The 13,217-nt window shown below is 66.8% G+C and carries 10 protein-coding genes and 2 rRNA genes; 1 reads left to right on the top strand and 11 read right to left on the bottom strand.

The window, feature by feature from the left end:
* Positions 1-4: 4 nt before the first annotated feature.
* Genes xerD through CYL12_RS01540 form a run of 9 tightly spaced genes read right to left on the bottom strand, consistent with a single transcriptional unit; the run spans position 5 to position 8,742 of the window.
* Positions 5-907, bottom strand: a complete 903-nt coding sequence (xerD, locus tag CYL12_RS01580; RefSeq protein WP_101844911.1) for a site-specific tyrosine recombinase XerD — start codon at positions 905-907, stop codon at positions 5-7.
* A gap of 2 nt (positions 908-909) precedes the next feature.
* Positions 910-1,506, bottom strand: a complete 597-nt coding sequence (locus CYL12_RS01575; protein WP_101844909.1) for an NUDIX domain-containing protein — start codon at positions 1,504-1,506, stop codon at positions 910-912.
* Positions 1,499-3,193, bottom strand: coding sequence for a CTP synthase (locus CYL12_RS01570; RefSeq protein ID WP_101844907.1), 1,695 nt, complete (start codon positions 3,191-3,193; stop codon positions 1,499-1,501). The genes CYL12_RS01575 and CYL12_RS01570 overlap by 8 nt, the downstream gene beginning before the upstream one ends.
* A gap of 26 nt (positions 3,194-3,219) precedes the next feature.
* Positions 3,220-4,902, bottom strand: a complete 1,683-nt coding sequence (gene recN, locus CYL12_RS01565) for a DNA repair protein RecN (protein WP_101844906.1) — start codon at positions 4,900-4,902, stop codon at positions 3,220-3,222.
* Entirely contained in the window at positions 4,899-5,819 is a 921-nt protein-coding gene (locus CYL12_RS01560) for an NAD kinase (RefSeq protein WP_101844904.1), read from the bottom strand. Before CYL12_RS01560 ends, recN begins: the two co-directional genes overlap by 4 nt.
* Entirely contained in the window at positions 5,816-6,613 is a 798-nt protein-coding gene (locus CYL12_RS01555) for a TlyA family RNA methyltransferase (protein WP_101844902.1), read from the bottom strand. Before CYL12_RS01555 ends, CYL12_RS01560 begins: the two co-directional genes overlap by 4 nt.
* Positions 6,610-6,789: a hypothetical protein gene (locus tag CYL12_RS01550; RefSeq protein WP_101848628.1), complete on the bottom strand. Its 180-nt coding sequence runs from the start codon at positions 6,787-6,789 to the stop codon at positions 6,610-6,612. The genes CYL12_RS01555 and CYL12_RS01550 overlap by 4 nt, the downstream gene beginning before the upstream one ends.
* Positions 6,790-6,838: 49 nt before the next feature.
* The gene (locus tag CYL12_RS01545; protein WP_233486806.1) at positions 6,839-7,828 is read right to left on the bottom strand and encodes an HAD-IIA family hydrolase; all 990 of its coding nucleotides are present in this window, start codon (positions 7,826-7,828) and stop codon (positions 6,839-6,841) included.
* A 59-nt stretch (positions 7,829-7,887) separates the two neighbouring features.
* Positions 7,888-8,742 (bottom strand): tetratricopeptide repeat protein, encoded by an 855-nt coding sequence (locus CYL12_RS01540; protein ID WP_233486805.1) that lies wholly within the window; start codon positions 8,740-8,742, stop codon positions 7,888-7,890.
* On the opposite strand from CYL12_RS01540, the gene CYL12_RS01535 reads away from it, so the two are divergent.
* Positions 8,710-9,831, top strand: coding sequence for a hypothetical protein (locus CYL12_RS01535; protein ID WP_158297061.1), 1,122 nt, complete (start codon positions 8,710-8,712; stop codon positions 9,829-9,831). The two genes, CYL12_RS01540 and CYL12_RS01535, sit on opposite strands and share 33 nt — an antisense overlap.
* Before the next feature lie 47 nt (positions 9,832-9,878).
* Here CYL12_RS01535 and rrf read toward each other — a convergent pair.
* A 5S ribosomal RNA gene (gene rrf, locus CYL12_RS01530) occupies positions 9,879-9,995 on the bottom strand.
* A gap of 111 nt (positions 9,996-10,106) precedes the next feature.
* Positions 10,107-13,209 (bottom strand): 23S ribosomal RNA (locus CYL12_RS01525).
* Positions 13,210-13,217 lie beyond the last annotated feature (8 nt).

Raw genomic sequence — 13,217 nt, 5'->3', positions numbered from 1 at the left:
GCGATCAGCGCGCACGGGGATGCGAGGTCGCGTAGATGTCACGAAGCGCATCCACCGAGACGTGCGTGTAGATCTGCGTCGTCGCGACCGAGGAGTGCCCCAGCAGCTCCTGCACCACGCGCACATCGGCGCCTCCCTGCAGCAGGTGGGTCGCGAACGAATGCCGCAGCGTGTGCGGCGAGACCTCGGTCGTGAGCTGCGCGCGTTCCGCCGCCGAACGGATCACCAGCCAGGCGCTCTGACGCGAGAGCGGGGCACCGCGCGCGCCGAGGAAGAGCCGGGCCGATGCGCGGCCCTTCGCCGCGAGTTCCGGGCGGACCCGGGTGAGGTAGGCGTCGACGGCCGCGCGGGCGTACGACCCCACCGGGACGATGCGTTCCTTCGAGCCCTTGCCCCGGAGGCGCAGCACCTCGCCGTGCGCCATGTCGTCGACGTCGAGCCCGACCGCCTCCGACACCCGGGCACCCGTCGCGTAGAGGAGCTCCAGCAGCGCTCGGTCCCGGATGCCGAGCGGCTCCTCCGCCGACGGCGCGGCGAGCAGCCGCTCCACCTGGTCGATCGTGAGGGCTTTCGGCAGCCGGCGCGGGGTCTTCGGCGGACGGAGCCGTCCGGACGGGTCGTCCGTCTCGATGCCCTCCCGGGCGAGGAACCGGTGCCAGCCGCGTACCGAGGACTGCAGGCGCGCGAGGCTCGTCGCCGCGGGGGGCGGCTCCGCCGAGGCGCGGTCGGCGATGAAACGGTCGACGACAGCGGACGTGATATCCGCGGTGTCGTCGATCCCCTCCGCCGTGAGCCAGTGCCGGTAGCCGTCGAGGTCACGGCGGTAGGCGCCGACCGTGTGCGCGCTGAGGCCGCGCTCGATCGTCACATGACGCAGATACGCGTCGAGGGCGCGATCGAGCAGCATCCTCAGCTCCGGTCGCGCAGCCTCTGCGCCGCAGCCAGCACGCCGATGGAGAGGATGCCGTTGCGCAGGCGCCCGGCCATCACCCCTGCGACGGCGTCCTCCAGCGGTACCCACGCGACGCGGATGTCGGCCTCCTCGTCCTCGCGGTCGTGCGCGGTCTCGGCGGCCGAGAGCCCGGACGCGAGGAACACCCGGATGAGCTCGTCGTTGCCGCCGGGCGTCGTCCACGACGACACCAGCGGCTCCCAGTGGGCGGCGACCAGGTCGGCCTCCTCCGCGAGCTCGCGACGCGCGGCCGCGAGCGGCTCCTCCCCCTCGATGTCGAGGAGACCGGCCGGCAGCTCCCAGTCGCGGTGACGGATCGGGTGACGGTACTGCTGGATGAGCAGCACCCGTCCTTCGTCGTCCAGCGCGAGGATCGCGACAGCCCCGGGGTGGGCGACATACTGGCGCACGATCTCGCCCTCGCCGTAACGGACCCGATCGGAGCGCACGTCCCAGACGCGCCCCTCGTAGACGAGGTCGCTGCCCACGACCTCCGGCTCGAAGGGCTCGTCATGCAGGGACTCGTGCGCCGCCGGCGCCTCCGACTCACTCATCGACGGGCACGTCGAACAGCTCGCTCGCGCGGTGCCGGGCGATGGCCGCGCCGACGAGACCGCGGAACAGCGGGTGCGGGTCGGTCGGACGCGAGCGGAGCTCCGGGTGCGCCTGGGTGGCGATGTAGTACGGGTGCACGTCGCGCGGCAGCTCGACGTACTCGACGAGGTCCAGCTCCGGGTTGAGGCCCGAGAACACCAGCCCCGCCTCCGACAGGCGATCGCGGTAGGCGTTGTTCACCTCGTAGCGGTGGCGGTGACGCTCGGAGACCTCGGCGGCGCCGTAGACCTCGCGGGCCAGCGAGCCCTCGGCGAGAGCCGCCTGGTAGAGACCGAGGCGCATGGTGCCACCCAGGTCGCCGCCGTCGAGGATCTCGATCTGCTCGGCCATGGTCGCGATGACGGGCTCCGCGGTGTCCGGGTCGAACTCGCTGGACGAGGCTCCGGCGATCCCGGCCACGTCGCGGGCGTACTCGATGACCATGCACTGTAGGCCGAGGCACAGGCCGAGGGTCGGGATGCCCTGCTCGCGGGCGAACTTCAGCGCGCCCAGCTTGCCCTCGATGCCACGGATACCGAAGCCGCCGGGCACGCAGATGCCGTCGAGCTCCGCCAGCTGCTCCTGTGCGCCCTCGGGCGTCTCGCAGAGGTCGGACGGGATCCAGCGGATGTTGACCTTGGTCTCCTGCGCGAACCCACCGGCCTTGAGGGCCTCGGTCACGGACAGGTAGGCGTCCGGCAGGTCGATGTACTTGCCGACGAGGCCGATGGTGACCTCGTGCTTCGGGTTGTGCACCGCGTGCAGCACCTTGTTCCAGCGCGTCCAGTCGACGTCCTCCGCCTTCTGGTCGAGGCCGAGGCGGCGCACGATGTACGAGTCCAGCCCCTGCTCGTTGAGGGTGGAGGGGATGTCGTAGATGCTCGGCAGGTCGACGGTGTTGATGACACCCTCGACGTCGACATCGCACATGAGGGCGATCTTGTTCCGGTTGCTCGCGCTCACCGGCCGGTCACTGCGGAGCACCAGCGCGTCGGGCTGGATGCCGACCTGGCGGAGGGCCGCGACCGAGTGCTGGGTCGGCTTGGTCTTCTGCTCGCCGGACGCACCCATGAACGGCACGAGCGAGACGTGCACGAAGAACACGTTGTCGCGGCCGAGCTCGTGACGCAGCTGACGGGCAGACTCGAGGAACGGCTGCGACTCGATGTCGCCGACCGTGCCGCCCACCTCCGTGATGATCACGTCGGGCCGCGGGTCCTCGGTCGCCTGCAGCCGCATGCGGCGCTTGATCTCGTCGGTGATGTGCGGGATGACCTGCACGGTATCGCCGAGGTACTCGCCGCGGCGCTCACGGGCGATCACCTGCGAGTAGATCTGACCGGTCGTGACGTTGGCCGCCTCGGACAGGTTGATGTCGAGGAAGCGCTCGTAGTGGCCGATGTCGAGGTCGGTCTCCGCACCGTCGTCGGTCACGAAGACCTCACCGTGCTGGAACGGGTTCATGGTGCCCGGATCGACGTTCAGATACGGGTCGAGCTTCTGCATGACCACGCGGAGTCCGCGGGCCGTCAGGAGGTTGCCCAGGCTGGCCGCGGTGAGCCCCTTGCCCAAAGACGAAACGACACCACCGGTCACGAAGATGTGCTTGGTCGTGTCGTTCTTGGGCCCCGCAGAAGAAGAGTTCATCACGGGCTTCTATCCTAACAGTTGGTTCAGACGCCGAGGCTGAGAAGCTCACGGGCGTGGGTGAGTGCGGCATCGGAATCCGCGAGTCCGGAGAGCAGGCGGGCCATCTCGGCCTCGCGCTCCTCCCCGTCGAGCCGCCGCACGCTGGAGGCGGTGACGGCGCCGTCGTTCGATTTCACGACGGTCAGGTGGTTGTTCGCGAAAGCGGCGACCTGGGCGAGATGGGTGACGGCGATCACCTGCGACTTCTCGGCGAGTCGGGCGAGTCGCCGACCGACCTCGATCGCCGCCGCACCGCCGATACCCGCATCGACCTCGTCGAACACGAAGGTGGGAACCGGGTCGGTCGCCGCGATGACGACCTCGATCGCGAGCATCACCCGGGACAGCTCGCCGCCGGACGCACCCTTGGTGACGGAGCGGGGCTCGGCACCGGGATGCGGCGCGAGCAGGATGGCGACGTCGTCGCGCCCGTGGCTGCTCTCGGTGCCCGGCGCCACGGAGACCTCCAGACGCGCGTCCGGCATCGCCAGCGCGTGCAGCTCGGTGGTCACGGCCTCGCCGAGCCGGACGGCCGCCTCGCTCCGCGCCGCGGTGAGAGCGTCGGCCCGGGTGTCGAGTTTCATCCTGGCCGCGTCGCGCTCGGCCGTGAGACGTTCCAAGCGCTCTCCGTCGTCGTCGAGTTCGGCCAGCCGCGCGGATCCGGTCTGCCACAGCGCCAGTGCCTCCGCCAGCGAGCCGTGCTGACGGACGAGGACGCCGAGCGCGGCACGGCGCTCCTCGACGGCGGCCAGCTCGTGCGGACCGGACTCATCGAGGTCGGCGAGGAAACCGGAGAGCGTGCCGGCGGCGTCGGCGATGCGATAGCCGATGTCGGCCAGGGTCTCCGCGACCTCCGCGAGCTTCGGGTCGGACACGCGCTCGATCGCTCGGCGCGCTTCCGCGACCAGCGCCGAGGCATCGGGCTCCCCCTCCTCGTTCGAGAGGGCGCCGTGGGCCAGGGAGGCCGCGACGCGGAGTTCTTCGGCGTTCGCCAGGCGCTCGGCGCGGGCCGTCAGTTCCTCGTCCTCGCCCTCTTCCGGGGCGGTGGCTTCGATCAGGGCGAGGTCCTCGCGCAACCGGGCGGCTTCCTCGGCACGCCGGTCGCGGTTGGCGGTGATGTCGAGGATCTCCGCGTCGAGCATGCGCCAGTGCTCGAATGCGGCCTGGTACTCCTCCAGCGCCCGGGCGATCGGCTCGCCGCCGAAGCGGTCGAGGGCGTCGCGCTGCGCGGCGGCAGACCGCAGCCGGAGCTGCTCGGACTGCCCGTGCACGACGATGAGCTCGTCGGCGAGGGATGAGAGCACGCCCGCGGGTGCGGCGCGTCCGCCGACGCTCGCGCGGCTGCGGCCTTCGGCGCTGAGGGTGCGCGAGACGTACAGCTCCGCCGTTCCGTCGCCGGCCGGCTCCAGCTCTCCCCCGGCCTCAGCCACGATGTCGGCGACCTCGCCGGTCTCCGGCACGATCCACACACCGGCCACCGAGGCCTGAGCCGCCCCCTTGCGCACGGCCCCCGAGTCGGCCCGCTGCCCGAGGAGCAGCCCGAGACCAGTGACGACCATGGTCTTGCCCGCGCCGGTCTCGCCGGTGATGGCCGTGAAGCCGGGACCGAGCGGCAGGACGGCGTCGGCGATCACGCCGAGCCCCTGCATGCGCATCTCCTCGATCATGCGTCGCTCCTCCGCTCCTGTCCGCGCCATCCCTCGACGGGCAGCTGGAACTTGCGGACGAGGCGATTCGTGAAAGCCGTGGGGTGCAGGCGAGCAAGGCGGACGGGGCGCGACGAACGACGGACGACGACGCGGGCACCCGGCGGGAGGTCGTGGGAACGACGGCCGTCGCACCAGAGGATGCCGGAGCCGTCGGTCCGCTCCAGCATCTCGATCGCCACGGCCGCCTCGGGGCTCACCACGAGCGGCTTGGCGAAGAGAGCGTGCGCCGACAGCGGGACCACCGCGATGGCCTCGACCGTCGGCCAGATCACCGGGCCGCCGGCGGAGAAGTTGTAGGCGGTCGAGCCCGTCGGCGTGGAGATGACCATGCCGTCGCAGCCGAAGCTCGACAGCGGACGCCCATCGATCTCGAGCACGACCTCGATCATGCGCTCCCGGCTCGCCTTCTCGACCGTCGCCTCGTTCAGCGCCCAGGTCTCGAAGACGACCTCGCCCGAGGCGTCCTTCACCCGCACCGACAGAGCCAGGCGCTCCTCGACCTCGTAATCGCGGGCGATGACGCGGCGCATCGCGTCGTCCATGTCGTCCCGGTCGATCTCCGCGAGGAAGCCGACGTGGCCCATGTTGATGCCGAGCACCGGAGCGCCGCTGTCACGGACGAGCTCCGCCGCGCGCAAGATGGTGCCGTCGCCGCCGAGGACGATCGCGAGTTCGAGGGATGCTTGATCGGCGGAGGCGTTCAGCACGTCGACGTCGGCGAAGAAGGCATCGACCGCGGTGAGCTCGGCGTGGTCGTCGGCCGCCAGGACGGGGCGCACTCCCGCGCCCCGGAGGGCGTCGATCACTCGACGGGCGGCCGCGACGGTGTCGACGCGACCCGCGTGGGCGACGACCAGGATTCTGCGCTCGTTCATCGTCCCCCTGCCAGCCGGTTGATGGTGTCCATCCATTCTGTCGGATTGCTGCCGCCCCCCGGCACGAGGTGGACGAGATACTCCGCATTGCCGTGGGTACCGAGGATCGGGGAGGAGACGATTCCCGCCATCCCCATCCCCGTGTCCCACGCGCTCCACGCCACCCGGGCGACGGCATCGGCACGGGTGGCGGGGTCGGTGACGAGACCGCCGCGCACCGCGGTCCTCCCGACCTCGAACTGCGGCTTGACGAGCAGCAGCACGTCGGCACCGGGTGCAGCCACCGCGACCACCGCGGGGAACACGAGTTCAAGCGAGATGAAGGACAGGTCGCCTACGATGAGGTCGGGCGACGCGGACTCCCCCGTCGCCGCGGCGAGACCGTCTGCCGTCATGTGCCGCACGTTGAAGCCCTCGACCGCTGTGACGCCGGGATCGGCCGCGACAGAGGGGGCGAGCTGACCGTGGCCGACGTCCACGGCGAGGACGCGGCGTGCACCACGTTCCCGGAGCACCTGCGTGAACCCGCCGGTCGAGGCGCCCATGTCGAGCGCGAGACGCCCCTCCACGGGAAGGGAAAAGCTGTCGAGTCCGGCGACGAGCTTGTGCGCCGCGCGGCTGACGTAGTGGTCGGCGCCGGCGACCGTTATCGTGTTCGCGTCGCCGACCGCGGTCGACGCTTTGACGACCGGGCGACCGTCGACGCTCACGAGGCCGTCCGCGATGAGGGTGGCGGCATGCGTGCGCGAACGGGCGAGTCCTCGGGCGGCGAGGGCGGCGTCGAGTCGCGTCATCGCGGTCCCGGGGTCTCCCGCAGCTCGTGCCGGGATCCGCTCTCGAGCCGGCGCGAGAGTTCGTCGTGCAGGGCCGAGTACGCGTCCGCGCGCGCGGCGAGGGGCTGCCCTTCGATCAGGCGCAGACGACTCCACAAGCCGTCCGTCGGCGCACTGGTCGTCGTCTCATCGCTCACGCTTCCACTGTACGCGGCGCCGCCGTCGGCCGACGGCGCCACGCGTGGCTCAGGGGCGGTGGAACGGGTCGGCGTACAGCCGTTCCGGAACCCGCAGCACGAACACCGGCGTTCCGGACGCCCAGATGGCGGCAGCGCCCGCGCGGAGCAGGTCGAGCTGGTCGCCGGACTCGGCCACGATCTCGACGTCGGCGCCGTGGACGCGGACGGCGGCGCCGTTCACGTCGAACACGCCGTCGGTCACGACGGGCTCGGGATACGGCTCATGCAGGCCGCGCAGGTCGCCGAGGATGTAGGTCGGGCGCGATCCCTCAGGCGCGGCGAGGACGTGCTTGGGACGGTCGATGCCGGTCAGCACCAGCGCGGACTCGATGCCGGCCCGGCTGGCGCCCATGATGTCGGTGTCGAGGCGGTCACCGATGAACAGTGCCTTCGCCGCGCCGAAGCGGGCGAGCGCCTCCTCGAAGATCGGGATCTCCGGCTTGCCCGCGACCGTCGCCAGGCGCCCGATCGCCGTGTGCACGGCGGAGACGAGGGTGCCGTTCCCGGGAGCGACACCGCGCTCGCGCGGGATCGTCCAGTCCGTGTTCGTGGCGATCCAGGGGATGCCGCCTTCGTCCTCGGGGACCTTCAGCGCGAACGCCGCCTCGGCGAGGTCGGTCCAGGCCACCTCGGGTGCGAACCCCTGCACGACCGCCTGCGGAGCGTCCTCGGCGCTGCGCGTCACCGTGTACCCGGCCTTCTGCACCTCGTCGACGAGGCCATCCCCGCCCACGACGAGGATGGTCGCCGGCGCGGGCACGATCCCGGACAGCAGACGCATCGCGGCCTGCGGGCTCGTGACGACGTCCTGCGGAGCCACGTCGAGTCCGAGACTCGTGAGATGCGCGGCCACGGAGGCGTCGGTGCGCGAGGCGTTGTTGGTGATGTAGCCGAGACGCACCGCGTGCGCCGCCGCGTTCAGGCTCTCGACCGCATGGGGCAGAGCACCCGGGCCGGCGTAGACGACGCCGTCGAGATCGGCGAGGACGGTGTCCACGCCATCGAGGGGCGTCCGTCCCGCCCGAGACCTCCGTGCCTTCGGTGTGAAGAGTCCCACTACGCCTCCGGCTTCTCGGGCGCGGAGGGCGAGTCGTCCTCCGTCTCGTCGTCCTCGCCGAGCAGCTCGCGCACCTCGTCCTCGATGGACGGCTCGGCGGGCTCGGTCGTGTCGGTGAGTGCCGATTCCTCGGCGGCGCTTTCGTCAGAAACAGCGTCGGCGTCAGAGAAATCGTCGTCGCTGAAGTCGTCATCGACGAGGCCGTCCTCGACGTAGATTTCCTCGTCGCCGGCTTCATCGATCCCGAGGGCCTCGGCGGCGACCTCAGCGCGGTGCGCCCAGAACTCCGCCTCGTCGGTACGCCCGAGATCCTCCAGGACGGCGGCGCGCGCCGCGAACAGGGCGGGGCTCCACTCGAACGCGCGGTCCGGGTCCAGCTCGGGAATCTCGAGCTCGCCGAGGGCCAGCTCCAGGTCGCCCTGGTCGAGCCGGGCACCCGACATCGCGATCGCGAGAGCCACGCGCACGGGGGTGGTCAGAGTCGACCGGTCTACCGCGCGGCCGGTCTCGAGAGCACGGTCGGGGCGCCCGATGCCGCGCTCGCTGTCGACCATGAGCGCGATCTGGTCGTCCTTGCCGGAGATCCGGCGATAGGTGCGCAGCTCACGCAGCGCCAGGGCGAAGTCGCCCGTCGCGTAGGCGGTGATGCCGAGGGTCTCGCGGACGATCGCGATCCGGCCGGCACGACGCGACGCCGCCAGGGCGTGCTCGTGGGCCAGAGTCGGGTCCTCGTCGATCAGCCGGGACGCCATTGCCAGATGCCGGGCGACGAATTCCGCGTTCTCCTTACTCAGCGTCTTCAGCTCATTGCGCGCGGACGGGTGCAGATCGCGCGCGGTGACCTCGTCCGGCACACGGGGCTCGTCGAAGCGCGGACGCTCGTTCGCCGCGTTGGCCGGACGTTCCCGGCCAACCCCGCCGCGCTGGGGGAAGGACCGCGACCGATCACTCCTCCGCTCCCTCTCGAACCCGCCCTCGCGACGGGGGCCGGAGTCACGGCCATAGCCGCCTTCGCGGCGGGGCGCGCTGTCACGGTTGTAGCCGCCTTCACGACGGGGTGCACCACCGTCACGGTTGTAGCCGCCTTCACGGCGCGGGGCACCACCGTCACGGTTGTAGCCACCTTCACGACGCGGGCCGGAGTCGCGGTTGTAGCCGCCCTCACGCCGGGGCGCACCACCGTCACGGTTGTAACCACCTTCACGCCGCGGGGCACCACCATCACGGTTGTAACCACCTTCACGCCGCGGGGCACCACCATCACGGTTGTAACCACCTTCACGCCGGGGCGCACCACCATCACGGTTGTAACCACCTTCACGCCGCGGGGCACCACCATCACGGTTATAACCGCCCTCACGACGCGGCGCACCACCATCACGGTTGTAACCGCCCTCACGACGCGGCGCACCACCATCACGGTTGTAACCGCCCTCACGACGCGGCGCACCACCATCACGGTTGTAACCACCTTCACGACGCGGGCCACCACCATCACGGTTGTAACCACCTTCACGACGCGGGCCACCACCATCACGGTTGTAACCGCCCTCACGACGCGGGCCACCACCATCACGGTTGTAACCGCCCTCACGACGCGGGCCACCACCGTCACGGTTGTAACCGCCCTCACGACGCGGGCCACCACCGTCACGGTTGTAGCCGCCCTCACGACGCGGGCCGGAGTCGCGGTTGTAACCGCCTTCGCGACGGGGCGCACCACCATCACGGTTGTGACCGCCCTCACGACGCGGGGCGCCACCATCACGGCTATAGCCGCCCTCACGACGGGGCGCGCGATCACCGGAGCCGGCGCGAGATGCGCCGTCGCGGTAGACGGGGCGACCTCCGGAAGGACGATCGTTGCGCTGGTTCCCGTCGTTGCGACGCGGACGGCGCTCTTCCTCTTCCGGCATGGTGCTCCCTGTTCTCTTCGTTCGTAAACGCAAAATGGCCACCCAACGATGGGTGGCCATTTCGACTAAAAGGAGTCCGGCGGTGTCCTACTCTCCCACAGGGTCCCCCCTGCAGTACCATCGGCGCTGTGAGGCTTAGCTTCCGGGTTCGGAATGTGACCGGGCGTTTCCCTCACGCTATGGCCGCCGAAACACTATTGATGTTTCAATCAAACCTAAAGCAATGATGAATCATTGTTGAAGGTAGTTCTCGACCGTACATCGAGAACCACTCAGTGGACGCAAGCACCAACAAACGGTGTGTTATCAAGTCATCGGCTTATTAGTACCAGTCAGCTGCACACGTTACCGTGCTTCCACATCTGGCCTATCAACCCAGTAGTCTGGCTGGGAGCCTCTCACCCGAAGGTATGGAAGTCTCATCTTGAGGCCGGCTTCCCGCTTAGATGCTTTCAGCGGTTATCCATCCCGAACGTAGCTAATCAGCGGTGCTCCTGGCGGAACAACTGACACACCAGAGGTTCGTCCAACCCGGTCCTCTCGTACTAGGGTCAGATCCTCTCAAACTTCCTACGCGCGCAGCGGATAGGGACCGAACTGTCTCACGACGTTCTAAACCCAGCTCGCGTACCGCTTTAATGGGCGAACAGCCCAACCCTTGGGACCTACTCCAGCCCCAGGATGCGACGAGCCGACATCGAGGTGCCAAACCATGCCGTCGATATGGACTCTTGGGCAAGATCAGCCTGTTATCCCCGAGGTACCTTTTATCCGTTGAGCGACAGCGCTTCCACAAGCCACTGCCGGATCACTAGTCCCGACTTTCGTCCCTGCTCGACCTGTCAGTCTCACAGTCAAGCTCCCTTGTGCACTTACACTCGCCACCTGATTGCCAACCAGGTTGAGGGAACCTTTGGGCGCCTCCGTTACTTTTTGGGAGGCAACCGCCCCAGTTAAACTACCCACCAGGCACTGTCCCTGAACCGGATTACGGTTCGAAGTTAGATATCCAGAGTGACCAGAGTGGTATTTCAACAATGACTCCACGGTAACTGGCGTCACCGCTTCAAAGTCTCCCACCTATCCTACACAAGCCACACCGAACACCAATACCAAGCTGTAGTAAAGGTCACGGGGTCTTTCCGTCCTGCTGCGCGTAACGAGCATCTTTACTCGTAATGCAATTTCGCCGAGTTCGCGGTTGAGACAGTTGGGAAGTCGTTACGCCATTCGTGCAGGTCGGAACTTACCCGACAAGGAATTTCGCTACCTTAGGATGGTTATAGTTACCACCGCCGTTTACTGGGGCTTAAATTCTCAGCTTCGCCTTGCGGCTAACCGGTCCTCTTAACCTTCCAGCACCGGGCAGGCGTCAGTCCGTATACATCGTCTTGCGACTTGGCACGGACCTGTGTTTTTAGTAAACAGTCGCTACCCACTAGTCTCTGCGGCCTCCAAACGCTTTCGGAGCAAGTCCTAATACGTCGAAGGCCCCCCTTCTCCCGAAGTTACGGGGGCATTTTGCCGAGTTCCTTAACCACGATTCTCTCGATCTCCTTGGTATTCTCTACCTGACCACCTGAGTCGGTTTGGGGTACGGGCGGCTAGAACCTCGCGTCGATGCTTTTCTCGGCAGCATAGGATCATCCACTTTCTATCCGCATCGTGTCTCAGCCTGTATGAGTCGCGGATTTGCCTACGACTCGGCCTACGCACTTGCACCAGGACAACCATCGCCTGGCTTGGACTACCTTCCTGCGTCACACCTGTTAATACGCTAACCGCACCAGCATGGGGTCACGTGCTCCCCTCCACGGTGTCACCCGAAGGTGACGATGTGAAGGCTCGGACGTTTAGCACCACTGGATTAGCTTGGGCGGTTCTTCGCCGGTACGGGAATATCAACCCGTTGTCCATCGACTACGCCTGTCGGCCTCGCCTTAGGTCCCGACTTACCCAGGGAAGATTAGCTTGACCCTGGAACCCTTGGTCTTTCGGAGGACGTGTTTCTCACACGTCATTCGCTACTCATGCCTGCATTCTCACTCGTGTAGCCTCCACGGCTGGTTTCCACCGCCGCTTCGCTGGCCACACGACGCTCTCCTACCCATCAACACGGCTGGACCACGAAGGCCTACCAATAATGTCAATGCCACAACTTCGGTGGCGCGCTTGAGCCCCGTTACATTGTCGGCGCGGAATCACTTGACCAGTGAGCTATTACGCACTCTTTCAAGGGTGGCTGCTTCTAAGCCAACCTCCTGGTTGTCAGAGCAACTCCACATCCTTTCCCACTTAGCACGCGCTTTGGGACCTTAGTTGGTGGTCTGGGTTGTTTCCCTCTCGACTATGAAGCTTATCCCCCACAGTCTCACTGCTGCGCTCTCACTTACCGGCATTCGGAGTTTGGCTGACGTCAGTAACCTTGTAGGGCCCATCGGCCATCCAGTAGCTCTACCTCCGGCAAGAAACACGCAACGCTGCACCTAAATGCATTTCGGAGAGAACCAGCTATCACGAAGTTTGATTGGCCTTTCACCCCTATCCACAGCTCATCCCCTCAGTTTTCAACCTAAGTGGGTTCGGTCCTCCACGACGTCTTACCGTCGCTTCAACCTGGCCATGGATAGATCACTTCGCTTCGGGTCTAGGACATGCGACTGAATCGCCCTATTCAGACTCGCTTTCGCTACGGCTACCCCACACGGGTTAACCTCGCCACATATCGCTAACTCGCAGGCTCATTCTTCAAAAGGCACGCTGTCACACCTACCAGGGGTGCTCCAACGGTTTGTAAGCAAACGGTTTCAGGTACTATTTCACTCCCCTCCCGGGGTACTTTTCACCTTTCCCTCACGGTACTTGTCCGCTATCGGTCATCTGGGAGTATTTAGGCTTATCAGGTGGTCCTGACAGATTCACACGGGATTTCACGGGCCCCGTGCTACTTGGGATACTCTCCACGCCAGAACACGCATTTCGACTACGGGGTTGGCACCCTCTATGACCGGCCTTTCAAGACCGTTCGTCTATACGCTTCTGTAACGTCGCCAGCTCGGCAGAACTGACTGGTGAGTCCCACAACCCCGAATATGCAACTCCTGCCGGATATCACACACACTCGGTTTAGCCTGATCCGGTTTCGCTCGCCACTACTAACGGAATCGCGGTTGCTTTCTCTTCCTGTGGGTACTGAGATGTTTCACTTCCCCACGTTCCCTCTACCCGCCCTATATATTCAGGCGGGAGTCACTAGGTCGGCACGCCGCCCAGCGGGGTTTCCCCATTCGGACACCCTCGGATCAAAACTTGCTTATCAGTTCCCCGAGGCTTATCGCAGATTGCTACGTCCTTCTTCGGCTCCAGATGCCAAGGCATCCACCGTTTGCTCTTAAAGACTTGAAATCACATGA

It is taken from the genome of Zhihengliuella sp. ISTPL4, assembly GCF_002848265.1.
Taxonomy (GTDB): Bacteria; Actinomycetota; Actinomycetes; order Actinomycetales; family Microbacteriaceae; genus Microbacterium.
This window is presented reverse-complemented; position numbering and strand designations above follow the sequence as displayed.